Source organism: Herbaspirillum sp. AP02 (genome assembly GCF_015767275.1).
Taxonomy (GTDB): domain Bacteria; phylum Pseudomonadota; class Gammaproteobacteria; order Burkholderiales; family Burkholderiaceae_D; genus Herbaspirillum.
Genome location: NZ_JADWMY010000013.1, coordinates 16,347 through 40,682, shown reverse-complemented (window position 1 = coordinate 40,682; position 24,336 = coordinate 16,347). Strand labels below are relative to the sequence as shown.

Below are 24,336 nucleotides of genomic sequence, written 5' to 3'. Positions count from 1 at the left end.
TGGACTTGAGATCATGAAGTCGTCTTTCACCTCCCCCTCGTCTCCGGAGGAGAAGCCACAACAGGCGCAACCAGCGGGCCTGCCCAGTAGCCTGGTCTGGCTGTTCGCCATCGCCAGCGACCTGAGCGTGGCCAACGTCTATTACGCCCAGCCCTTGCTCGACGCACTGGCGCGAGACTTCCGCATCAGTCCTGCGGCGGTCGGTGGCGTCATCACGGCTACGCAGATCGGTTGCGCGCTGGCCCTGCTGCTACTGGTGCCGTTAGGCGACCGGGTGGAACGCCGTCGCCTGATGGCGATGCAACTGCTGGCACTGGCGACTGCGCTGGCCGCCGTTGGCCTGACGCGATCCGCGCCGGCCCTGCTGGCAGGCATGCTCATCGTCGGCATGTTGGGTACAGCGATAACGCAGGGGTTGATCGCCTTTGCCGCCAGTGCGGCTGCGCCCCATGAACAGGGACGGGTGGTCGGTGCGGCGCAAGGCGGCGTGTTCATCGGTCTGTTGCTGGCGCGCGTATTCGCCGGCAGCGTCAGCGACCTGGTCGGCTGGCGCGGCGTATATTTCTGCGCCGCCATCCTGATGCTGGCGATTGCGCTTCCGCTGTGGCGGCGATTGCCGGCCTTGCCACTGGCTGACCATACGATGAGCTATCCACGCCTGATCGGCTCCATGCTGACACTGCTGCGCCAGGACACGGTGCTGCAGGTGCGCGGCGTGTTGGCGCTGTTGATGTTTGCCGTGTTCAACATCTTCTGGAGTGCGCTGGTGCTGCCGCTGAGCGCAGCACCTTACGGTTTCTCGCGCACGGTCATTGGCGCCTTCGGGCTGGTCGGTGTCGTCGGCGCCCTGGTCGCCGCACGCGCCGGTCAGTGGGCAGATCGCGGACATGCCCAACGCACCAGCGCGGCGGCGCTGGCGCTCATGCTGCTGGCCTGGGGACCGCTGTCGCTGATGGGGTGGTCCTTGTGGATGCTGGTGATCGGCATCGTATTGCTCGACCTGGCGGGGCAAGCCCTGCACGTCACCAACCAGAGTCTGATTTTCCGTACCCGGCCTGAGGCGCACAGCCGCCTGGTCGGCCTGTACATGCTGTTCTACGCGGTTGGCAGCGGACTGGGCGCCATCGGCACGACCGTCACCTATGCCCACGCCGGCTGGCAGGGCGTGTGTCTGTTGGGCGCGATAGTGAGCCTGCTGGCCTTGTTGTTCTGGGCCATGACCTTGAACGTGACGGCGGCGCTTGCCTGCGCGCACGCACTACCGGAATCGCGGTGACATGAAAATGGGCAGTACCGATCGATTCGGTACTGCCCATTCGTTTTTTGCCGGCCAGCCTGTGGAAAACTCAGGCCTTCTTCAATGCGCTGGCCGCCTTGGCGATCTCGGTGATCTTGTCCCAGTCGCCCGCCTCGATGGCGGCCTTGGGGGTCAGCCAGGAGCCGCCCACGCAGACCACGTTCTTGCAGGCCAGGAACTGCGGAGCCGTCTCTTGCGTGATGCCGCCAGTGGGGCAGAAGGACACGTCTGACAAGGGACCGGCGATGCCGTTGAGCATGCCGATGCCGCCCGCCGGTACCGCCGGGAACAGCTTCAGCTGGCGGAAGCCTGCCTCGCGCGCCGCCATCACTTCGGACGGGGTCATCACGCCTGGCAGCAGTGGCAGGCCGCTGCGCTTGGCGGCTTCGATCAGCGCCGCGGTCAGGCCGGGCGAGACGCCGAAGACGGCACCTGCATCACGCGAGGCGGCGAATTCTTCCGGCGAGGTCAGCGTGCCGACGCCGACGATGGCATCCGGCACCGACTCGGCGATGGCACGGATCGCCGGCAGGCCATGTTCGGTGCGCAGCGTGATTTCCAGCACGCGGATGCCGCCTGCCACCAAAGCGCGTGCCAGCGGCACGGCGTGTTCGAACTTGTCGATGGCGATCACCGGGATGACCGGCGAGGCGCGCATGATTTCCAGTGTGGTCTTCATACCGTGGCTTTCTCTTTCTCAAAAATCGGCGGCAGGCCGAAGGTGGCGCCGCCCTCTTCTGCGGTTCCCACCGCGTTGCGGAACAGGCTGAACAATTCACGGCCCATGCCATGCTGGTTGCCGGAGAGGTCGCTGGTGTCGAGGCTGCGTGCTTCCCATTCGGCGGCATCGACCTTGGCTTCCAGGGTGCCGGTCTCGGCATCCAGGCGGATGACGTCGCCGTCGCGCACGCGGCCCAGCGGACCACCGCCCAGCACTTCGGGCGTGACATGGATCGCGGCCGGTACTTTACCCGATGCGCCGGACATGCGGCCATCGGTGACCAGCGCGACGTGGCGGCCCTTGTCCTGCAGGATGCCCAGCGCCGGGGTCAGCGCATGCAGTTCGGGCATGCCGTTGGCGCGCGGTCCCTGGAAGGTGATCACGGCCACGAAGTCGCGGTCCAGCTGGCCGGCCTTGAAGGCGGCCATGAAGGCTTCCTGCGAATGGAAGACCACTGCCGGCGCCTCCACCACGCGGTGCTCGGGCTTGACCGCCGAAATCTTGATGACGGCGCGACCCAGGTTGCCCTGCAGCAGCTTGAGGCCGCCATCCACCGCGAACGGCTGGGCCACGGTGCCGAGCACGCCGGCGTCGGCGCTCTGGGCCGGTGCATCCTGCCAGGTCACGGTGCCAGGACGACCATTCTCGCCTTCGACAGCCAGCATCGGCTCCTTGCAGTGCTGCCGCAGTCCCTGGCCGAGGATGGTGGTGACGTCGTCGTGCATCAGGCCGGCATCGATCAGCTCGCGCAGCACGAAGCCGGTGCCGCCGGCGGCATGGAAATGGTTCACGTCGGCCGTGCCATTGGGGTAGATCCTGGTGATCAGCGGGACCACGGCGGAGAGCTTGTCGAAGTCGTCCCAGTCGATCACGATGCCAGCCGCCTTGGCGATGGCCACCAGGTGCAGCGTGTGATTGGTGGAGCCGCCGGTGGCGTGCAGCGCGACGATGGCGTTGACGATCGCCTTCTCGTCGATCATCCGGCCCACCGGGGTGTATTGGGTGCCGAGGTCGGTGATCCTGGCGGCCTGCTTGGCGGCGGCGGCGGTCAGCGCATCGCGCAGCGGGGTGTTGGGGGTGATGAAGGCCGCGCCCGGCAGGTGCAGGCCCATCGCTTCCATCAGCATCTGGTTGCTGTTGGCGGTGCCGTAGAAGGTGCAGGTACCGGCGCCGTGGTAGGACTTGGACTCCGCTTCCAGCAGCTCGGCGCGACCGATCTTGCCGGCCGTGTAGAGCTGGCGGATCTTGACCTTGTCACTGTTGCTCATGCCGCTGGTCATGGGGCCGGCCGGCACGAACACCGCCGGCAGGTGGCCAAAGTGGAGCGCCCCGATCAGCAGGCCCGGCACGATCTTATCGCACACGCCCAGATACAGCGCGGCGTCGAACATGTTGTGGGACAGCGCGATGGCGGTGGCCATGGCAATGGCGTCGCGCGAGAACAGCGACATCTCCATGCCGGTCTGGCCTTGCGTGACGCCGTCGCACATGGCCGGGGTGCCGCCAGCGAACTGCGCCACGGCACCGGCTTCACGGGCGGCATCTTTCAGAATCTGGGGGAAACGCTCGAAGGGCTGGTGCGCCGAGAGCATGTCGTTGTAGGCCGAAACAATCGCCAGCGAGGGCGCCTTGTCTTCCTTCAACTTCAGCTTGTCATTGGCGGGGAAGGCGGCGAAGCCGTGAGCCAGGTTGGTGCAGGCCAGTGCGCCGCGCTGCGCGCCCTTGCGGCGGGCCGCTTCCAGGCGTTCGAGATAAGCGGTCCGGTAAGGACGGCTACGTTCGGCGATGCGTTGGGTGACGCTGGCTAAGGTAGCGTTGAGAGGCATTGTCGGTTTCCTGTTAGCGTTAACACTGTAATTTTACTACATAAATTTGCGCGAATGAAATCATACACTTAGAGCACTGCAGCATGGCCAAACCGTGCATCTTTTCATTGGTGAACACCAATCCGCTTCAAAAGCCTTATCAGTCTTCGCTTCCCGGCTAGCGTCATGGATGCCGGCAGGCAATGTAATAGGGCCGTCATAAACTGTAGTGAAACTACCACTTCGGCGGCATTTGATGTATAGTCACCCGCATTGTCCCAAGAACATGAACGCGGCCCGGCCCGGCTCATCCTGTAATGCGTGCTGCCATATTGCGCATGGATGGATACCGCAGCCCAGACATGACAGGCCACGACAGCCAACCCATCTCCGACTCATGCATACAACCGCCCTGACCGACACGGCCGCCTTCAAGGCATTGCAAGAACATCACGCCACGGCTGTCCAGTGGCACATGCGCGACCTGTTCGCCCGGGAGCCAGACCGTTTCGAGCGCATGCACGTACGCGCCGCCGGGCTCCTGCTGGACTACTCCAAGAACCGCATCGGCGCCGATACCCTCTCGCTGCTGATGAGCCTGGCCCGCGAGCGCGGCGTGGAAGCCCTGCGTGAGGCCATGTTCACTGGCGAGAAGATCAACTTTACCGAACATCGCGCTGTCCTGCACACCGCGCTGCGCGCACCGGAAAATGCGGCCGGAGCCATAGTGGACGGACAACCGGTGGCGCCGGAGGTTCACGCGGTGCTCAAGCACATCCGCGCATTCAGCGAGCGCGTGCGCAGTGGCGCCTGGCGCGGCTACACCGGACGCGAGATCACCGACATCGTCAACATCGGCATCGGTGGCTCCTTCCTCGGCCCGCAGATGGTGTGCACCGCCCTGCGCGCCTACGCGCACGCACGCCTGCGCACCCACTTCGTGTCCAACGTCGATGGCCATGACCTGGAAGAGGTGCTCTCCCGCGTCAATCCCGAGACCACGCTCTTCATTGTCGCCTCCAAGACCTTCACCACCCAGGAGACCATGCTCAACGCCCGCTCGGCGCGCGCCTGGTTCTTGCAGCAGGGCAAGTCCGACGACCTGGCCCGGCACTTCGTGGCGGTCTCCACCAATGCGGCCGAGGTGGCCGCCTTCGGCATCGATACCGAGAACATGTTCCCCTTCTGGGACTGGGTGGGCGGCCGCTACTCGGTATGGTCGGCCATCGGTCTGCCGGTGGCGCTGCTGGTCGGCTACGACAACTTCGCCGCCTTCCTGGCCGGCGCACACGACATGGATAGCCATTTCCGCGAGGCGCCGCTGGAATCGAACATGCCGGTGATCCAGGCGCTGGTGGGCATCTGGAACCGCAACTTCCTCGACAGCGCCTCGCTGAGCATCGCGCCGTATCACCAATGGCTGCGCTTCTTCCCGTCCTATCTGCAGCAACTGGACATGGAGAGCAACGGCAAGCGCATCACCCGTGACGGCACGCCGGTCACGACCCTGACCTGTCCGGCCATCTGGGGCGACGTCGGCACCAACGGCCAGCACGCCTATTTCCAGCTGCTGCACCAGGGCAGCGATATCACGCCCATCGACTTCATCGCCGTCCTCAAGCCCTCGCACGGCATTGCCGGGCACCAGGAGACGCTGCTGGCCAACTGCTTCGCCCAGTCCGAAGCCTTCATGCGCGGCAAGGACGCCGACGAGGTGCGCGCCGATCTGCAGGCCCAAGGTCTGCCGGAAGCGGAACTCGCAGCCCTGATCCCACACAAAACCTTCGAGGGCAATCGCCCCAGCAATACCCTGCTGCTGCCGGAACTGAGCCCGCATGCCCTGGGCGCGATGATTGCGCTGTACGAGCACAAGACCTTCGTGCAGGGCGCGATCTGGGGCATCAACAGCTTCGACCAGTGGGGCGTGGAACTGGGCAAGGTGCTGGCCAAGACCATCCTGGGCGAGCTCCAGGCCGGGGATGCCCCGCAGGCCGCACGCCACGATGCCTCCACCAGTGCCCTGATCGCCCTGGCACGTCAGGCTGTCCAGGCAGGCCGGCAAGGCAACTAAACACGTAGCGCTCCACTACGCTACTTCACGTACAAAGAGACGACACACACCATGGCTACTTCTGATTTCGATCTGGTTTTATTCGGCGGCACCGGCGACCTGTCGATGCGCAAGCTGCTGCCCGCGCTGTATGCCCGTGACCGCGCCCGCGATCTGCCGCCCGATGCACGCATCATCTGCCTGGGCCGCGACGAGAAATCGCGTGAAGATTTCCTCAAGCTGGTGGAGAAGGATTCCAAACCCCACGTGCCGGCTGCCAACCTGGATGCCAGCGTCTGGGACCGCTTCACCAATCGCCTGCAATACGCCTCGGTCAACGCCAAGGAAGCCGACAGCTTCAGCCACCTGAAGGATGCCCTGCGCGACATCGCCGGCCTGGCGCGGGTGTTCTACCTGGCCACCCCACCCAGCCTGTTCGCCTCGATCTGCGAAAACCTGTCCAAGGCCGGACTGGTCACGCCGACCTCCCGCGTGGTGCTGGAAAAGCCGCTGGGCCGCGACCTCAAGAGCGCCCGCGACATCAACGCCCAGGTCGGCCGCTTCTTCCAGGAATCGCAGATCTTCCGTATCGACCACTATCTCGGCAAGGAAGCGGTGCAGAACCTGCTGGCGCTGCGCTTCGGCAACGTGCTGTTCGAACCGCTGTGGCGGCGTGAATGGATTTCCGACGTGCAGATCACCATCGCCGAAGAACTTGGCGTGGGTGGCCGCTTCGACTACTACGACACCTCCGGCGCCCTGCGCGACATGCTGCAGAACCACCTGCTGCAACTGCTCTGTATCGTCGCCATGGAACCGCCGGTATCGAACTCGGCCGACGCCGTGCGCGACGAAAAGCTCAAGGTGCTGCGCTCGCTCAAGCGCTTTACCCCCACCACGCTGGCCATGAACGTGGTGCGCGGCCAGTATCGCGCCGGCCATGTCGATGGCGTGGCCGTGCCGGGCTATCGCAAGGAAGCCGACGCCAATCCCGACTCGCGCACCGAGACCTATGTCGCGGTCAAGGCCGAGATCGACACCTGGCGCTGGGCCGGCGTGCCCTTCTACCTGCGTACCGGCAAGCGCATGGCCGACTCCCTGGCCGAGATCGTGGTGCGCTTCAAGAGCGTGCCGCACTCCATCTTCGCGCACCAGAACGACACCCCGAACTGCCTGGTGATCCGCCTGCAGCCTGACGAAGGCCTGCACATGAACCTGATGGCCAAGCAGCCTGGCGACGGCATGCGCCTGCGCCCGGTGGAGCTGGAACTGGACTTCCGCGAGAAGTTCAAGACCCCGCGCATGGACGCCTACGAACGCCTGCTGCTGGACGTGCTGCGCGGTCATCTCACGCTCTTCATGCGCAGCGACGAACTGGAAGCCGCCTGGGAATGGGTGGAGCCCATCATCGATTACTGGGACCAGCAGGAGGCCGACCCGGTGCCGTACAACGCCGGTACCTGGGGGCCCGCTGCGGCAAGTGCCCTGATCGGTCGCGACGGACTGCAGTGGCGCGAAGAAGCCCTGCCCGAGGTCTGACCAGAGCCCGCTAGCGTCGCCAGGTCACCGTCATGTCCATGCTGCTCGACTCCATCCGCACCCACATCAACTCCCTCTCCAAGTCGGAGAAGAAGGTGGCTGCGACCATCCTGGCCAACCCGCAACTGGCCTTGGCCGAAAACCTGACGGCACTGGCCAAGAATGCGGAGGTCTCGGAACCGACCGTGATCCGTTTCTGCCGCGCCATCGGTTACGAGGGCTGGCATGACTTCAAGCTCAAGCTCGCCCAGAGCCTGGCGCTGGCCCTGCCGGGCGCGGATGAAACGCTGGCCCAGGACGACCTGGCCGCCGACCTCGTCAACAAGATCTGCAGCCGTTCCATCAATACCCTGCTGGACCTGCGCAACCATCTCAACCCGGATGCCATCCAGCTGGCACTGGACGTACTGGCACGGGCCAACAAGATCGAGTTCTACGGCCAGGGCACCTCGGGCATCGTGGCCAACGACGCGCAGCACAAGTTCTTCCGCTCGGGCGTGCCCACGGTGGCCTACTCCGACCCGCACATCCACAGCATCGCGGCCTCGCTGCTGAAAGCCGGCGACTGTGTGGTGGCGATCTCGCAGCGCGGTGGCAACGCAGCCCTGCTGCGTTCGATCCAGCTGGCGCGCAAGGGCGGTGCCGACATCATCGTGCTCGGCCCCTCCGGCACGCCACTGGCCGAACTGGCCACGGTGCTGGTGCCGATCGACCTGTCCTTCAACATCGACCCCTACACCCCCATCTCGGCACGCCTGGCGCACCTGGTGGTGATCGATATCCTGGCGGTGGGACTGGCGCTGCGACGCGGCCCGGAATTCCGCAAGAAGATGCAGAACGCGCAGAAGTCGCTGCAGAAATTCGACATGCAATTCGACTCCTTCTTCCGCTGAGTGCGCTGAGTACGACGGCAGATCAAGGATCAGCAATTTAGCGGCATTCACCGACAGACAGGGAACGGCCATTGCGTACAATGCCTATCCTCATTCTTCACCCTAGCAACAGGACTTTCCATGAGCCAGCTTGAACAGTTGAAGCAGTACACCACCATCGTGGCCGATACCGGCGACTTCCAGGCCATGAAGGCCTTCGCGCCGCAGGATGCGACCACCAACCCCTCGCTGATCCTCAAGGCAGTGCAAAAGGCCGAGTACAAGCCGCTGCTGGAGTCGGTGGTCAAGGCCCACGCCGGCAAGAGCACCGATGCCATCATCGACCGCCTGCTGATCGCCTTCGGTCTGGAGATCCTGAAGCTGATTCCGGGTCGCGTCTCCACCGAGACCGATGCCCGCCTGTCCTTCGATACCGCAGGCACCGTCGCCAAGGGCCGCGAGCTGATCCGCCTGTACGAAGAAGCCGGCATCGCCCGCGAGCGCGTGCTCATCAAGATCGCCTCCACCTGGGAAGGCATCCGTGCCGCCGAGATCCTGGAAAAGGACGGCATCCGCTGCAACCTGACCCTGCTGTTCTCGCTGCCCCAGGCCATCGCCTGCGCGGAAGCCCGCGTGCAGCTGATCTCCCCCTTCGTCGGCCGCATCTACGACTGGTACAAGAAATCCACCGGCCAGGAATATACCGGCAGCGACGATCCCGGCGTGCAATCGGTCAAGGCGGTCTACAACTACTACCGCAAGTTCGGCTACGCCACCGAAGTGATGGGCGCGAGCTTCCGCAATACCTCGCAGATCGTCGAACTGGCGGGCTGCGACCTGCTCACCATCAGCCCGGACCTGCTGCAGAAGCTGGCCGACAGCGATGCCCCGGTGGAACGCAAGCTGAGCAAGGAAGCCGCCGATGCGGCCGACATCGAGCGCATTTCCCTGGATGAAAAGGCTTTCCGCCTGGCCCTCAACGCCGACGCCATGGCCACCGAAAAGCTGGCCGAAGGTATCCGCCAGTTCGCCGCCGACGCCGTCAAGCTGGAGCAGATCGTGGACGGTTTGCGCTGATGCTGCGTTCCGGACGTGGTGCACCCGCCCCGGGTCCGGATCAACAAGTACAAAGGCCGCATCGTTCGCACGATGCGGCCTTTGTCGTTGGCGGCAGATCAGGCTTGAAGAGCCTGCCCCCGGCGCAACCGATGCCCCTTAGCTCGCCAGCAGATCGGGCAAGGCACCCACTACCTTCTTGCTGCACTGGTCCAGGGTTTCATCGACCCACTGCTGGACCATCACGTAATCATCCTTGGCCCAGTCTTCCAGCGGCAACGCCTTCTCCGACACGCGATTGCAGGACACTTCTACGAACGGGCTGATGGTGAACATGCCAGCATCTTCTTTGCGCTTATAGATGGTCAGCTCGGTATTCATCTTGTACAGGTTGGCCTCATCGCCGGTGAGCGATTCGTAGATCAGGGTGGCGCTGCCACCGGCCACCATGACACTGTTCTTGTAGGCGCCCGGCTTGAGTTCAGTCCGTGCCTGCAGGGCGGCATTGATTTCCTTGCTGAGCTTGCCAACGTAGTCAGTGGAGACCGGATTGCGCACGTGCTTGCGATCCTTCACGTCGTCCAGTTTGTCTCCCTTCAGGTCGCCCTTGTCGAAGGTGTTGAGCGCCATGCCGCCGCCGAGAGCGAACATGAAGATGTTCAGCGCCACCTAGGCCGCGACATTGTTCTGGGTGTTCTTGGGACGCACGATGAAGAGCTCCTCGGGGACCTCCTTCAAGTACGAACCATTGGTGAACTTGGTGGTATAGGCCACGCCAACCTTGATGTTCTGGGCGCTCCCGGCGGCCGCGGCCGTCGGTGCAGGCGCGGGAGCAGCAGCGACGGCATCGACCGCCGGCTTGGCTGCAGCGACCGGCACCGCCGGCGTGACAGAAGCCGCAGGCGTGGGCGCTGCGGCAGAAGACTTGGAACCTCCGGGCTGCGTGGCGCAGCCATTGAGCACGATCACGGCCGCCAGGGCGATATGTTTCAACTTTGTTTGCATATTATCTTCGTCGAAAAAAGTTAAAGCGATCCCCTGCCCCGTAAAACGGAGCATTAGAAATTGGAGAACGCGGAAAAGGCAGACGAAAATCGTTTCTTCGCTGAAACTCGCGCGCAGTCTGGCCGGCGACGAGACGGAAAAAACAGACTCCCCCGATGTCTGGAGTCAGAATATTAGTTTCGGAAGCGAAGATTGTCTATAGGCAATCTTACAACCCTGCGAGAAATCAATGTGCTGTTTTATTTCCGGTAACCTGCCCAAATGACCTGGCCGTCGGTATTGCACGCGTGCTTCAGACCGCTGCCGCGTCCACAGTATGGCCACGCCCGCCGACTCGGCACTGGAAAAAGCTCATCGTGGTCTGCAGCACCATGGCACGCCGGTTCAGTTCCTCCGAGGTCACTGCAAGCTCCTCGGCGCTCAAGGAGTTCTGCTGGATCACCTGGGCCAGCTGGCTGGCGGCGACACTGATCTGGCTGACTGCGGCGGATTGTTTTTCCGACGCCTGCACGATTTCCTGGACCAGTTCCGAAGTGCGTCCAATAGCCGGCAGCATGTGCTGCAGCTGCTGTTCGGCGGTGCCCGCCAGGCTCACGTTGGCGCGGGCCACTTCATCGATTTCCTGCGCAGCCGACTGGCTGCGTTCGGCCAGCCGCCGGACCTCGGCCGCCACCACGGCAAAGCCGGTGCCGTGCTCGCCCGCATGGGCCGCCTCGATGGTGGCATTGAGCGCCAAGAGGTTGGTCTGGTAGGCGATGTCGTCGATCACCGCGATCTTGCCGGCGATCTGGTGGATTGCCTTCACCATCTGCCTGAGTGTCTGTGCACACTGGAGCGCCTGGCTGGCGGCGCCTGCGGCGATCTGCTCGGTCTGCCGTGCGTTGTCCGAGGTACTGAGGATAGCCCCGTGGATCTGCTCCAGTGCCATGCTGGTCTGTTCCACGCCGGTGGCCTGTTCGGTCGAGGCGCGGGAGAGCGACTGCGCCGTGGCGCTGACCTCCTCGGCAGTGCTGACCATGGCTTCGGCACTGGCGGTGACTTCGGAGACCACCTGGCACAGGCGTTCGATCATGTTCTTGACGGAATTCATCATGCTCTGCCCATGGCACGGTTTCAGAGCGATCTGCTGCACCAGGTCGCCATCGGACAGGCGTTGCATGACCGTGACCACGTCACCCGGTTCGCCACCAAGCTGGCGCGTGAGGGTGTGGGTGATGGCCCAGCCCGCGCCCAGCATGATCAGCAGGACCCCACCCGCCATCAGGAGCACGGTCCGCAGCGCATGTTCGATGATCTCGCGTGCCGACAGGGCACTGGCTTCGCCCAGGGCGATGTTGTAGGACCGATGGTGGGCAAAGGCGGCCTGCACGGCGTCGATGGTGCCGCGAAACTCCAGTCCCACGATGACCTTGTCATGCTCTTCCTGCGCCTGATCGGCCAGCGCCAGCAGGCGCCGTGCCACGTCTTCGAAAGCGGTCAAGCGCTGCAGGTCATCTTCCAGCATGGCCTGGTCCGTTTCATCGGTGACATAGGCCGCGCGATAGAGCTTCATCTGCTTGTCCAGGCGCTGGCGGTAGACCTCGATTTCCTGCAGGAGGCGGCGCCGGTCGTTGGGGTCCTGGTTGGCCTGATAGTGATAGACCCGGCCCTGGATGGCGTTGAAGGCGCCTTGCGCATCATCCAGCGCTGTGACGCTGGGTACCGTATTGACCTGGGCGTAGTTGGCGGCGTGGTAGACGTTCTCGATCTGGCGCAGGCTGACGGCGGCGGTAGCGGCCAAGCCCAGCATGGCCAGCACGATCAACAGAAACAGGCGCTGTCCCACCGTCAGCGCATAAGGTCTGGCCATCATGTCCTCCCCCCAGAGGTTTGCCGTACTTGTCTGGCGGGACGGGCATTCGTCCCTGCCATCCCATGGGGGCAAAACTTATAGCGCGCACAAGATATTGTCAATCTGGCATAGATGATCGGACCAGAAAGCAAGGGGGTCAGGCAGGCGGAGATCGGGACGATGTCTGTTCCGGAGGCCGGCATGGACATCGTCCCTGGCTGGATCAGTCGAAACTGATCTGCACCTTCATCATCTTCGAACGGTCGCCGGCGATCTCGAAGGCCTCCACCGCCTGGGCGATGGGATAGGTGGCAGAGATCAGCGGCTTGACGTCCACCAGGCGACGGTTCATCAGCTCGACGGCCATGGCGAACTCTTCATGGAAGCGGAAGGCACCGCGCCAGTCCAGTTCCTTGCCCACCAGCAGGTTGGCCGGGAACTGGATGTCCCCGCCCAGTCCCACCTGCACGATCACGGCCTGCGGACGCAGTGCCTCCAGTGCGCCCACCAGCGCGCGTTCGTTGCCGCTGGCTTCGAAGAGCACGTCAAAGGTCCCCTTGTCGGCGGCGTAGGCCTTCAGCGCCTCTGGTGTCTCTGCCATGTTGATGGCACGGTCGGCACCCACCTTCAGCGCGGCTTCCAGCGGCATCTTCGCCACATCGGTGACCACCACTTCCAGCGCGCCGGCGCGACGGGCGGCAATCACCATCAGGGCACCAATGGGGCCGCAGCCGGTCACCAGCACGCGCTTGCCCACCAGCGGGCCGGCGCGGCGCACCGCATGCAATGCCACCGACAGCGGTTCGGCCATGGCGGCCTCGCCGTCGCTGACGTGGTCGGCCACGACGTGGGCCTGCGAACGCTCGATGACGATTTCCTGGCGGAAGGCGCCCTGCACGTGCGGAGTGCGCATGGCGCTGCCGTAGAAGCGCATGTCCAGGCAGTGGTTCTGCTTGCCTTCCTGGCAGTATTTGCACAGCCCGCAGGGGCGGCTGGGCGAGATGGCGATGCGGGTACCGGGCGCGATGTCGGTGACGGCGCTGCCGACTTCGGCGATCTGGCCCGAGACTTCATGGCCCAGCACCATCGGTTCCTTGATGCGGACCACGCCGAACCCGCCGTGGTGGTAGTAATGCAGGTCGGAGCCGCAGATGCCGCCGGCCTTGACCTTGACCTTCAGTTGTTGCGGCTGCAGTTCGCCGCTGTCGAGTTGCTGGATGCGCAGGTCGTGCGGCGCATGGATGACGAGGCCTTGTTGCATGATCTTCTCCTGAATGACATCAATGAATTACAGGGTCGCGGTGACACCGCCATCCACGTAGAGGATGTGGCCGTTCACGAAACGCGAGGCATCGCTGGCCAAAAACACGGCCGCGCCCACCAGGTCTTCGACATCGCCCCAGCGGCGCGAGGGCGTGCGGCCCACCAGCCAGTCGGTGAACTTGGCATCGTTGACCAGGGCCATGTTCATCTCGGTCTTGAAATAACCGGGGCCCAGGCCATTGACCTGGATGCCGTACTTGCCCCAGTCGATCGCCATGCCCTTGGTGAACATCTTCACTGCGCCCTTGGTGGCGGTATAGGGGGCGATGCCGGGACGACCCAGTTCGCTCTGCACCGAGCAGATGTTGATGATCTTGCCGGCGCCACGCGGGATCATGTGGCGCGCCACTGCCTGGGCGGCGTAGAAGACGCTGTTGAGGTTGGTGTTGATGAGGTCGTGCCAGTCCGATTCCTTGAACTCTTCCAGCGGGTTGCGACGCTGGATGCCGGCGTTGTTGACCAGGATATCGATGGCGCCGATCTCGCCTTCGATCTTCTGCACGGCGGCCTTGACCTCGTCGGAAGAGGTGGCGTCGAAGCTGGATTCATGGATGACGTGGCCTTCGGCACGCAATTGCGCCGCCACGCCGGCCAGCTTGGCGGCATCGCGACCGTTGAGCACGATGGCCGCGCCCGCTTGCGCCATGCCGCGCGCCAGTGCCAGGCCGATGCCGCCGGACGAACCGGTGATCAGGGCCAGCCTGCCTTCGAGGGAAAAGCCCTGCAGGCCTGCCGGCAGGGAGGTGGTCTTGGTGGTCATGTAGTCTCTCTCTTCTTGTTGGGAGGTGGCAGATCGAAACTGCTCAGGCCGGCCTGCGCCGAAGCAGCGTTCAGTGCGACTTTCCGGTCTCGCGCTGGAAGGCGGCGATGGCGTGATACTCCGCTTCCAGCTTGGCCGGAATGGCCGCAAAGATGGGTTGCAGGCGGCTATAGACCGCCACCGCGTCGGCATGCGGCGCGTGATGGTTGGTGGAGCCGACCATGCCGGAAATCACCGACAGCGACGGCACCAGCCCCAGCGCCCAGGCGCCCAGCACGGCCGCGCCCAGGCAGGACGATTCCACGCTCTCCGGCACCACCACCTCGCGGTTGAAGATGTCGGCCATCATCTGGCGCCACAGCGCCGAGCGGGCAAAGCCGCCGGTGGCCATCATGCGCCTGGTCGGGCCGACCAGTTCTTCCAGGGCCGGCAGGATGCTGTAGAGATTGAAGATCACCCCTTCCAGCGCGGCGCGGATCATGTGGTGCTTGCCATGGTGCAGGGCCAGGCCGAAGAAGGAACCGCGCAGGTCGGCATTCCACAACGGCGCACGCTCGCCAGCCATGAAGGGATGGAACAGCAGCCCTTCGGCACCGGGGCGCACCTTCTCGGCGATGCGGGTCAGGGCTTCGTAGGGATCGACGCCTTCATCGCGGGCCGCGGCTGCCTCGGCGGTCGCCAGTTCATCGCGCACCCAGCGGAAGATGTTGCCACCGTTGTTGACCGGACCGCCCACCACCCAGTGCTTCTCGGTCAGGGCATAGCAGAACAGGCGGCCATGCGGGTCGGTCAGGGGCTCATCGATCACCGTGCGCATCGCGCCGGAGGTGCCGATGGTCACCGCCACGTGGCCGATCTCGATGGCGTTCACGCCCAGGTTGGAGAGCACGCCGTCGTTGGCGCCGATGATGAAGGGGGTATCCACCGACAGCCCCAGGCGCTGCGCCATCTCGGGCGACAGCGGTGGCAGGCGGTGGGTGGTCGGCACCGGCGTGGGCAGTTGCTCGGGCTGGACGCCCAGCAGTTCCAGCGCACCGCGATCCCAGGCCAGCTCGCGCAGGTTGAACATGCCGGTGGCCGAGGCGATGGAGTGGTCTGCCACCCACTGGCCGAACAGCTGGTACAGCAGGTATTCCTTGATGCCGACAAAGCGCGCCGCCTTGCTGAAGACTTCCGGCTTTTCATGGCGCATCCACATCAGCTTGCACAGCGGCGACATCGGGTGGATGGGCGTACCAGTGCGGCGATAGATGGCGTTGCCATCGTGTTCGTGCTTGATGCGCTCGGCCCAGACCGAGGCGCGGATATCACCCCAGGTGATGCTGTTGGACAGCAGGCGGTCCTCCGCATCCAGCGCAATGACGCTGTGCATAGCCGCGCTGAAGGACAGCACCGCGATATCCTGCGGTGCCGCAGCCGCTGCCTTGACGGCACCGGCAATCGAGGCCAGCGCGGCGTCGACGATCTGCTGCGGGTCCTGCTCCGCCATCCCCGGCTCGGTACAGATCACCGGGTATTCCTGCGCATGCTGTGCGACCACCTTGCCATCGAGCGTGAAGACGACGGACTTGGTGCTGGTGGTGCCGATATCGACACCGAGCATGTAGCGGGCGGAGTTGGACATGGAAATTCCTTATCTGACAAATGGCAAGACGCCCGGACCAGCCGGGCGTTGCATCGCGATTATTAAATAACGATCAAACGACGATTAGACGACGAGGTTCAGCAACATGATGAAGATGATAGCAACAACCGAGATCAGTGTTTCCATGACCGTCCAGGTCTTGAAGGTTTCACCCACGCTCATGTTGAAGTATTCCTTCACCAGCCAGAAGCCGGCATCGTTGACGTGCGACAGGATCAGCGAACCGGCGCCGGTGGCCAGCACCAGCAGTTCCTTGTTGGTACCGGGGATCAGTGCCACCAGCGGCGCCACGATGCCGGCGCCGGTGATGGTGGCCACCGTGGCCGAACCGGTCGCCACGCGGATCACGCCGGCCACGAACCAGGCCAGCAACAGCGGCGAGATTTCCGCATGGACAGCCAACTGACCGATGGCAGTCCCCACGCCGGAATTGACCAGCATCTGCTTGAAGCCGCCGCCGGCACCGATGATCAGCACGATGGCCGCGGTCGGTGCCAGGCTCTGGTCAACGAACTTCAACACCTGTTGGCGGGTGAAGCCACGGGCCAGGCCAAAGGTCCAGATCGCCAGCAGCAGCGCGGCCAGCAGGGCCACGATGGGGTTGCCGATGAAGTCCATCAGGTCGCGCACGGCGTGGCCTTCGGGCAGGGTGACATCGACGAAGGTCTTCAGCAGCATCAGGAACACCGGCGAGAGCACGGTCACCAGGGTGACGGTGAAGCCTGGCAGGTTTTTGGTCTGCGGCTCGCGCGCCAGTTGCGCCATCAGCTCTTCCGAGGGCTTGATGTCGACGTAGCGCGAGATGAAGGAACCGAACATGGGACCGGCGATGATGACCGTCGGCAGGCCCACCAGCAGGCCGTAGAAGATGGTCTTGCCGATGTCGGCGCCGAAGATGCCGATGGCCAGCAGCGGCCCCGGGTGCGGCGGCACCAGGCCGTGCATCACCGACAGGCTGGCCAGCATGGGCATGCCGATCTTGAACAACGGCACGCCCGAGCGACGCGCCACGATGAACACCAGCGGGATCAGCAGCACGAAGCCGATTTCGAAGAACAGGGGAATACCGACCAGGAAGGCCCCCATCATCATGGCCCAGTGCACGCGCTCACGACCGAAGGCACGCACCAGCGTCTGCGAGATCTGGTCGGCACCGCCGGACTCGGCCATCAGCTTGCCCAGCATGGTGCCCAGGCCCAGCACGATGCCGACGAAGCCCAGCACGCCGCCGAAGCCGTCCTGGAAGGACTTGACGATCTTGGGCAGCGGCATGCCCGAGATCAGACCGAGGAAACCCGAGGTGATCGTCAGGGCGATGAAAGGATGGATGCGCAAGCGCGTGATCATCAGGATCAGCGCGAGGATCGCAATGACTGCATTGAACAGCAAGGTGGCGTCGTGGCTCATTCCCAGCATGGGATCTCCGATTGCCGATAGCCGATGCCGTGCGGCCCGCGAAAGAGCCGCAGCAGCGTGGCCCCGGCGCGAGCCTGAGGACGGACGTCTCCTGCGGCCTGCCCTGGCGGGAGGCGCGAACATCTGCACTATCTGCGTAGTGTTATCTGATTGACCTGAGTGTGGTATGCCGCCGCTGACCCCGCCGCCGTGTGCCCGGAGGTTCGGATGTTAGCGTTAACATGGGGCGCGATGATAACGCTAACATTTTGCACGGGTCAAACACTTGTTGTGCTGCAGTGCGGTAGACAGCTGCCTGCAGGTGACTGTGCAGGCCCAAAAATTGTGTTACGGAAATAGGGCGAGGTACTTCCCGGGGGCCAAGAGCCGGCCTCAAGCAGGTATCATGTGGCCTACCTGAAATGACCGCCCTCCCCGATCCGCCAATGTCCCAGCGCGCAGCACCCAAATCCAGACCCAAGCCGAAGTCCGCCGCCGGCACGTCGGCCACCGCGCCAGTCGTCCGTGGCAGCCGCGCCACCGGCCGCGTCACCATCATCGACGTGGCGGCCGAGGCCGGGGTCAGTGCGATGACGGTGTCGCGCGCGCTGAAGACACCAGCGCTGGTGCAGGAGCAGTCGCGCCAGCGCATCCTGGAGGCCATCGCCCGGCTCGGCTACCTGCCCAACCAGGCCGCCTCGACGCTGGCCTCGGCACGCTCGCAGGTGATCGCGGTACTGGTCCCGTCGCTGACCAATGCTGTCTTCATCGAGACGCTATCGGGCATCCGTGACTACCTGGCCGGGGCCGGCTATCAGTTCCTCATCGGCGAGACCGGCTATGTACGGGACAAGGAAGAACAACTCATCTCCACCTACCTGGCCCATGCGCCGGCCGGTTTCCTGCTCTCCAGCAGCGAGCAGCATGAAATCCTGAACAAGCGCCCGGGCAGCCGCGACATCCCCGCCGTACGCATGTTCGACCTGGGGCGCAGCCAGCATGACTTTTCGGTAGGGTTCTCGCAGACCCGTGCCGGGCACGCGGTGGCGCGGCACCTGGTGGAGCGTGGCTATCGGCGCCCGGCCTTCCTGGCGGCCCAGCTTGACCCGCGCATGATGAAGCGCCGCGAGGGCTTCCGCAAAGGCTTGCTGGAGGCTGGCATCGTCCCCGACATCGAAGTCCTGCTGCCGGAACCGACCACGGTGGACATGGGTGCGCAATTGCTGCGCCGGGTGCTGGAGCAGCATCCGGACTGCGACTCGGTCTTCTGCTGCAACGACGACCTGGCCCTGGGTGCGCTCTTCGAATGCCAGCGCCAGGGCATCAGTGTGCCGGCTCAAATGGCCATTGCCGGCTTCAACGATCTGTCCTGGGCCGCCTGTGCTACCCCTTCCATCACCACGGTGGTGACGCCGCGCTATGACATCGGCTACAAATCGGCGGAGATGCTGGTACGCCAGCTCAAGGGGGAGGACATCGCCAAGGGCCGCCTGGACCTGGGCTTTGAACTGGCGGTGCGTGAGAGCACCTGAATCTCCGTAGCTCGGCAGCCCGGGCTATCGACCATCGCAGCATCCACGGCCATCCCCCACATCCGTGGACGAATCCCCGCCAATAATCCATCCGCCGCCGGCTGGTAGCTCTGGACAGAGAACTGTCTTTCTCTACAATCTCCCGATGTCGTCCATGCAGTAGCCCATGCCACGGCATGGAGGACATCTCTATAAATAATATGCACATCCCCAAGTCCAGATCACCAGGAGCATCCCTCATGCAAACATTCACCGGTCTTTGCAAACCCGCCGCCATGGCCCTGCTGCCCTTGTGCGGCGCACTGGCCTTCCTGCCGGCCAGCGCCCAGACAGCACCGCCAGCGGCTCCCGTGGTCAAGTACGACCTGACCTACGACATCATCAGCCCGGTCCATAGCCAGCACGGCATGGTCGCCACCGAACAGGAACTGGCCACCAAGGTCGGCGTGGACATCCTCAAGAAAGGCGGCAATGCCGTCGACGCGGGTGTGGCGGTCGGCTTCGCGCTGGCGGTGGTGCTGCCCAATGCGGGCAACATCGGTGGCGGCGGTTTCATGATGATCCACGATGCCAAGACCGGCAAGAACGTGGCTCTGGACTTCCGCGAGATGGCACCGCAGCGTGCCACCCGCAACATGTACCTGGACGACAAGGGCAACGTCGTCCCCGGCCGCTCGCTCTATACCCACCTGGCCGTCGGCGTACCGGGTACGGTGGCGGGCCTGTCGCATGCGCTCTCCAAGTACGGCACGATGAAGCTGTCGCAGGTCATCCAGCCGGCGGTCGAACTGGCCGAGAAGGGCTATCCGGTCAGCCGCAGCCTGGCGCTGATCCTGGCTGCCGAGCGTGAGCACCTGGGCCAGTGGGATTCGTCCAAGGCCATCTTCTTCAAGGAAGGCCGTCCGCTCAAGGAAGGCGAAATGCTGGTCCAGAAAGACCTGGCCAAGTCGCTGCGCCTGATCGCCAAGGAGGGCCCCAAGGCCTTCTATGACGGCGCCATCGCCAGCAAGATCGTGGCCGAGATGGACAAGCACGGCGGCCTCATCAGCGCCGACGACCTGCGCAACTACAAGGTGGTGGAACGCGTGCCGGTGTCGGGCAACTATCGCGGCTACCAGGTGATGTCGATGCCGCCGCCAAGCTCCGGCGGGGTGCACATCATCCAGATGATGAACATCCTGGAACGCTACCCGCTCAAGCAATACGGCGCCGACAGTGCCCAGACCATCCACCTGATGGCCGAAGCCATGAAGCTGGCCTACGCCGACCGCTCGGAATACCTGGGTGACCCCGACTTCACCAAGGTCCCCGTCAAGGGCCTGACCTCGCGCGCCTACGCCGATGAACTGGCCAAGAAGATCAACCCGGACCGCGCCACCCCATCCAGCGAGATCAAGCCGGGCCAGCCGCAGCCGTATGAAAGCGACCAGACCACCCATTACTCGGTGGCCGACAAGGATGGCAACCTGGTGGCGACCACCTATACCCTGAACCTGAACTTCGGCAGCGGCATCGTCGCCACCGGCACCGGCATCACCTTGAACAACGAGATGGACGACTTCGCCGCCAAACCGGGCGTGCCCAATGCCTTCGGCCTGATTGGCGGGGATGCCAACGCGGTGGGGCCCTACAAGCGACCGCTGTCGTCGATGTCGCCCACCTTCGTGCTGAAGGACGGCAAGCCCTTCCTGGTCACCGGCAGCCCGGGTGGCAGCCGCATCATCACGACCACGATGCAGACCATCCTCAACGTGATCGACCATGACATGAACGTGGCCGAAGCCACCATCACCCCGCGCATCCACCACCAGTGGGCGCCGGACCAGCTACGCGTGGAAAAGGGGCTCTCGGCCGATACCCTGAAGATCCTGCAGGACAAGGGCCAGAAGATCAGCGTGCAGCCCTCCATGGGGCGCACGCAGACCATCCAGATCCGCCAGGATGGTTTCGATGGCTTCTCGGACCCGCGTAACCCGGATGGGCGTACGTTGGGGTTCTGAAGTGACGGGCCTGTGGATGACAGGGCTTCACCCTGCCCTGCAACGGGATGAAGCAACGACCCACGCCTGACGACCCGAGCGAGTCGGAGAAAGCAGAAAGCAGAAAGCAAAACCGGTTCCTGATTTTTTCAGGAACCGGTTTTTTTTCGTCCGTGCTGACCGTGGCGATGGCGAACAGTTTCGCGTCATGAACTCCAGCATGGAATGTGAATTTTCATAGAAGTTGGCGCAACGACTGGTCATCTTTCTTCCTATCATTCTGAGTTTTCGCAAAGGAAGAAAAAGTTAGTTTTTAGCTCTCCCTACGATTTCCCTCAAATCTGACCAGATTTTATTCCAGAGAAACAAGCTGTCTCGCCATCCCCCCGACAAGAACAGGCAGAACGCCGACCTATAGAGCGTTTTCGGCAATTCATGGCAATGGCCTCTGTCCGCACCCGAGTTTCTTCTACCTAATACCCAATATTAATTTGAGAGGAAAATCGAATTCAGAATAGTCGTCTTTAGTTAATGTTCTGAATTCCTCCTCTTTTGACACATCCCCCCCTTATCAGAATCGGGCAAGACCATCATTATGGCTGCCGTTTGTCGCTGATTTCATCCAGATTGATACTGATCCGCATCAGACTCACGCAGCGCCATCACGCTTGTGCGAGCGCGCTGCCTCACCCGGGAGTTGACTCTCGCCAGAGGCCCACGTGCGAAGCCAGGCGCAATGAACTGGCCTGTCCGGCCACTCCATCTTCGATTCATTCATTTTAGGGAGTTTCGACATGACCACCACCGTCCTCAAGCATCACTCCGACGCTGGTACTTATCTCAAAAAAATCTCCATCAAGGATGAACGCGCACTCGATGTCGACCTGATGCTGATCCTGGTCAATGGCGACCGCACCATCATCAACAACGGCGCGATCGATGCCATGGGTTCGCCGGAGATGGCGCTGCAATTTTCCGACGGCCAGTTGACGCTGGCCAGCGTCTTCCAGCAGAAAGACAAGATCGACCTCTCGCCCGGAGCCAATCTCACCGTCAGACCCAAGGCAATCACGCGCTACAACAAGAACAACACCCGCAACAAAAAGGCTTGCGAGGATGAAGAAGAAGACGGCGACAAGCCGGTGCTCGTCGAACCCGGCGAACCTGACCCGAGTGCCGCCCCCGACACCCGCGGCTGCGATGGCAACACCGAACAACCCAGCTTTTCCCCCATCAAGGCAGCCGATCATCAAAAAGCAGATCGTGGAAGCAGAAATCAACTCCCAGCATGAAAAAACTGGGGCGCGCAGTGGCCTGTCGCAGCCGGCGTGCTGGCGCTGCTGGTTGCAGCCGGCGGTGGCGGCGGTGCCGCAAGTGCTGGCAGCAGTAGCGGCGGCGGTAGCAGTGCTAACGCTGGTAGCGGCGGCGCAGGCGCTGGCAACGGTACTGCAGCCGCCGGCACTGTCGATCCAGCCCCGGCCGTCATCAAGGGCGGCATCGCGCTGGGTACCATCTCGAACACGCACATTACGGCCTATGACGAAAAGGGCGATATTCTGAGCCAGACGTCGCCCGGCCATCCGACCTCAAGAGCATTGCCACTGCCTATCTGCGCATCCTCAACGAAGCCAGTGACAGCGACAACAAGGCCACCCCATTCACCCGGAGCAAGGCATGAGTCCATACAGAGCATCCCTAGGGCAACGGCTCAAAGCCGTTCGCCTGCGCCTGGGCATCAGTCAGCGCCAGCTCGCCTTGGCGCTGGACACTGCGCCCAACCACATCTGCCAGATCGAACGCGGCCACTGCATACCCGGTGCCAAACTACTGCGTGGCATGCGCGAGCAGTTCGGCATCGATATCAATTGCTTGCTCAGTGGCGAGGAAAATTACGTCGCCACGACCCTGCTGGAGCAGGAGGTGAATAAGCTCATCAGGCAGTTTCAACACGCCGATGTCCCGGCGCGCGCGATATTGTTGCAAACCGCGAGCTTCACCGCGAACGCATCGGGATAACGCGTCGCGCAGCCAGCGCCGCTGCACGGGCGCTATCGATGCGCTTTCCCGATCTTGAAACGAAAATGCCGTTCAGCACAACACTGAACGGCACTCCTTGTTCATGGACCGGCGCAGTCCGGTCCCGGAGGCGACGATTTATTCGCGCACTTCCACCATCTTCGGATAGACCTTCACCAGCACGATCTTCGGTCCCGACATGCGCTTGATGACCACATCAAAGGCGGGGAACGCGATCTTCTGGCCTTCCTTGGGCAGGTCACCCAATTTCTCCATCACCAGGCCGCCGACCGAGTCGATGCTGTCGTCGTACTCGATGTCGATGCCCAGCATGTTCTCCAGCGTGACGATGGGCAGGCTGCCCTTGCCCAGCAGGGTGCCGTCGTCCTGGCGGGTCCATTCGCCGGTGTTGTGGCGGAACTCGTCGCGGATCTCGCCCACCAGCAGGCTGAGCATGTTGTCCAGGGTGATGAAGCCCTGCGGCGACTGGCCCTTCTTGCCGATGATGGCAAAGTGCGGCATGCCGGTGCGGAAGCGGCGCAGCAGGTCCAGCGCCGGCAAGGCGGGCGAGATGAACTGCACCGGGCGCAGGTAATCCTTGAGATTGCCGATGGCGCGACCATCCTGCTGTGCCAGGAACACGTCCTTCAGGTGGACCAGGCCCAGCACCTGTCGGCGCTCGGAATCGAAGTAGGGATAACGCGAATAGCGGTTGCGGTAGATGATGTCCAGGTTTTCTTCCTGGGTCTTGTCGTCGCCCAGGGCCACGATTTCGCTGGCGGGGCGCATGATGTCGGCCACGTCCAGTTCGGCGAAGTTCAGGCTCTGGGCCAGCATGTTCCATTCGTCGCGGGTGAAGGTGCCGCTCTTGCCGCTCTTGCCACCGGCGCGCAGGATCAGCTTGAGTTCATCCGAGGAATAATGCGCATCATGCCCGTGCCCGGCACCCAGACCGGCCACGCGCAGCAGCCAGTTGGAGCTGGCGTTGAGCACCCAGATCAGCGGATACATGCCCCAGTAGAAGCCGTACAGCGGCACCGCGCACAGCAGGCCCAGCTTTTCCGGGCTGCGGATGGCCATGGACTTGGGGGCCAGTTCGCCGGCCACGATGTGCAGGAAGGAAATGACGAAGAAGGCGAAGACGAACGAGATGCCGTGGATCAGTTCCTGATTGGTCACGCCGATCAGGGAGAAGAGCGGTTCCAGCAGCCGGGCGAAGGCCGGTTCACCGATCCAGCCCAGGCCCAGCGAGGCCAGGGTGATACCAAGTTGGCAGGCGGAGAGATAGGCGTCCAGCTGGTTGTGGACCACGGCCAGGATACGGCCGCGCACGCCTTGTGTTTTTGCGATGGCCCGGATGCGCGTTTGACGCAACTTGACCAGACTGAATTCTGCAGCGACGAAAAAACCGTTCAACGCAACCAGGAAGAAGGCTGCGACGATCAGTAATATGTTTTCCAACGAGGGTTCCTATCGGGGTTGTCAAAGGACCCGGACGCAATGAGCCGGT

19 protein-coding genes are annotated in these 24,336 nt (G+C 63.4%); 9 read left to right on the top strand and 10 right to left on the bottom strand.

Translation table 11 applies throughout. The annotated features are described in order from the left end of the window. Nucleotides 1-13 precede the first annotated feature (13 nt). The gene (locus tag I5R65_RS21240) at nt 14-1,276 is read left to right on the top strand and encodes an MFS transporter (RefSeq protein ID WP_180670782.1); all 1,263 of its coding nucleotides are present in this window, start codon (nt 14-16) and stop codon (nt 1,274-1,276) included. A gap of 70 nt (nt 1,277-1,346) precedes the next feature. Here I5R65_RS21240 and I5R65_RS21235 read toward each other — a convergent pair whose 3' ends face one another. Both I5R65_RS21235 and edd read right to left on the bottom strand, forming a co-directional pair. Next, nucleotides 1,347-1,976, bottom strand: a complete 630-nt coding sequence (locus I5R65_RS21235; protein ID WP_180670781.1) for a bifunctional 4-hydroxy-2-oxoglutarate aldolase/2-dehydro-3-deoxy-phosphogluconate aldolase — start codon at nt 1,974-1,976, stop codon at nt 1,347-1,349. Beyond that, complete coding sequence (gene edd / locus I5R65_RS21230) at nt 1,973-3,844, bottom strand: phosphogluconate dehydratase (protein ID WP_180670780.1); 1,872 nt, start codon at nt 3,842-3,844, stop codon at nt 1,973-1,975. The genes I5R65_RS21235 and edd overlap by 4 nt, the downstream gene beginning before the upstream one ends. Nucleotides 3,845-4,220: 376 nt before the next feature. Here edd and pgi point away from each other — a divergent pair, with 376 nt between their 5' ends. The 4 genes from pgi to tal all read left to right on the top strand — a co-directional run bounded on the left by pgi (nt 4,221) and on the right by tal (nt 9,361). Next, nucleotides 4,221-5,894, top strand: coding sequence for a glucose-6-phosphate isomerase (gene pgi / locus I5R65_RS21225; RefSeq protein ID WP_180670779.1), 1,674 nt, complete (start codon nt 4,221-4,223; stop codon nt 5,892-5,894). A gap of 51 nt (nt 5,895-5,945) precedes the next feature. After that, complete coding sequence (gene zwf, locus I5R65_RS21220; RefSeq protein WP_180670778.1) at nt 5,946-7,412, top strand: glucose-6-phosphate dehydrogenase; 1,467 nt, start codon at nt 5,946-5,948, stop codon at nt 7,410-7,412. Nucleotides 7,413-7,450: 38 nt separating this feature from the next. Beyond that, entirely contained in the window at nt 7,451-8,305 is an 855-nt protein-coding gene (locus tag I5R65_RS21215; protein WP_034310514.1) for an SIS domain-containing protein, read from the top strand. A 120-nt stretch (nt 8,306-8,425) separates the two neighbouring features. Next, a complete protein-coding gene (tal, locus tag I5R65_RS21210; RefSeq protein WP_180670777.1) occupies nt 8,426-9,361 on the top strand; it encodes a transaldolase in 936 nt (311 codons plus the stop codon). 138 nt (nt 9,362-9,499) lie between these two features. On the opposite strand, the gene I5R65_RS21205 is transcribed toward tal, so the two are convergent. The 7 genes from I5R65_RS21205 to I5R65_RS21175 all read right to left on the bottom strand — a co-directional run bounded on the left by I5R65_RS21205 (nt 9,500) and on the right by I5R65_RS21175 (nt 17,320). After that, complete coding sequence (locus I5R65_RS21205) at nt 9,500-9,991, bottom strand: hypothetical protein (protein ID WP_180670776.1); 492 nt, start codon at nt 9,989-9,991, stop codon at nt 9,500-9,502. Nucleotides 9,992-10,009: 18 nt separating this feature from the next. After that, nucleotides 10,010-10,333, bottom strand: coding sequence for a hypothetical protein (locus I5R65_RS21200; RefSeq protein ID WP_180670775.1), 324 nt, complete (start codon nt 10,331-10,333; stop codon nt 10,010-10,012). A 304-nt stretch (nt 10,334-10,637) separates the two neighbouring features. Further along, entirely contained in the window at nt 10,638-12,194 is a 1,557-nt protein-coding gene (locus I5R65_RS21195; protein ID WP_180670856.1) for a methyl-accepting chemotaxis protein, read from the bottom strand. 205 nt (nt 12,195-12,399) lie between these two features. Beyond that, nucleotides 12,400-13,437 carry an L-idonate 5-dehydrogenase gene (locus I5R65_RS21190; protein ID WP_180670774.1) on the bottom strand — a complete coding sequence of 346 codons (1,038 nt, stop codon included), beginning with the start codon at nt 13,435-13,437 and terminating at the stop codon, nt 12,400-12,402. Between the two features lie 27 nt (nt 13,438-13,464). Then, the gene (locus I5R65_RS21185) at nt 13,465-14,259 is read right to left on the bottom strand and encodes an SDR family NAD(P)-dependent oxidoreductase (RefSeq protein ID WP_180670773.1); all 795 of its coding nucleotides are present in this window, start codon (nt 14,257-14,259) and stop codon (nt 13,465-13,467) included. A gap of 70 nt (nt 14,260-14,329) precedes the next feature. Continuing rightward, complete coding sequence (gene gntK / locus I5R65_RS21180; protein ID WP_180670772.1) at nt 14,330-15,883, bottom strand: gluconokinase; 1,554 nt, start codon at nt 15,881-15,883, stop codon at nt 14,330-14,332. 84 nt (nt 15,884-15,967) lie between these two features. After that, nucleotides 15,968-17,320 (bottom strand): GntP family permease, encoded by a 1,353-nt coding sequence (locus tag I5R65_RS21175; RefSeq protein ID WP_180670771.1) that lies wholly within the window; start codon nt 17,318-17,320, stop codon nt 15,968-15,970. A gap of 425 nt (nt 17,321-17,745) precedes the next feature. Between I5R65_RS21175 and I5R65_RS21170 the strand changes: the two genes are divergently transcribed. The 4 genes from I5R65_RS21170 (at nt 17,746) to I5R65_RS21155 (ending at nt 22,826) form a co-directional block, all read left to right on the top strand. Continuing rightward, nucleotides 17,746-18,831: a LacI family DNA-binding transcriptional regulator gene (locus I5R65_RS21170; RefSeq protein WP_180670770.1), complete on the top strand. Its 1,086-nt coding sequence runs from the start codon at nt 17,746-17,748 to the stop codon at nt 18,829-18,831. A 239-nt stretch (nt 18,832-19,070) separates the two neighbouring features. Beyond that, the gene (gene ggt / locus I5R65_RS21165; protein WP_180670769.1) at nt 19,071-20,831 is read left to right on the top strand and encodes a gamma-glutamyltransferase; all 1,761 of its coding nucleotides are present in this window, start codon (nt 19,071-19,073) and stop codon (nt 20,829-20,831) included. Nucleotides 20,832-21,604: 773 nt separating this feature from the next. Next, nucleotides 21,605-22,102: a hypothetical protein gene (locus tag I5R65_RS21160; RefSeq protein WP_180670768.1), complete on the top strand. Its 498-nt coding sequence runs from the start codon at nt 21,605-21,607 to the stop codon at nt 22,100-22,102. Nucleotides 22,103-22,484: 382 nt separating this feature from the next. Continuing rightward, nucleotides 22,485-22,826, top strand: a complete 342-nt coding sequence (locus I5R65_RS21155) for a helix-turn-helix domain-containing protein (RefSeq protein WP_180670767.1) — start codon at nt 22,485-22,487, stop codon at nt 22,824-22,826. Nucleotides 22,827-22,964: 138 nt separating this feature from the next. Here the strand turns inward: I5R65_RS21155 and I5R65_RS21150 are convergent, their stop codons facing one another. Next, nucleotides 22,965-24,287, bottom strand: a complete 1,323-nt coding sequence (locus tag I5R65_RS21150) for a hemolysin family protein (protein ID WP_180670766.1) — start codon at nt 24,285-24,287, stop codon at nt 22,965-22,967. Nucleotides 24,288-24,336: the final 49 nt, after the last annotated feature.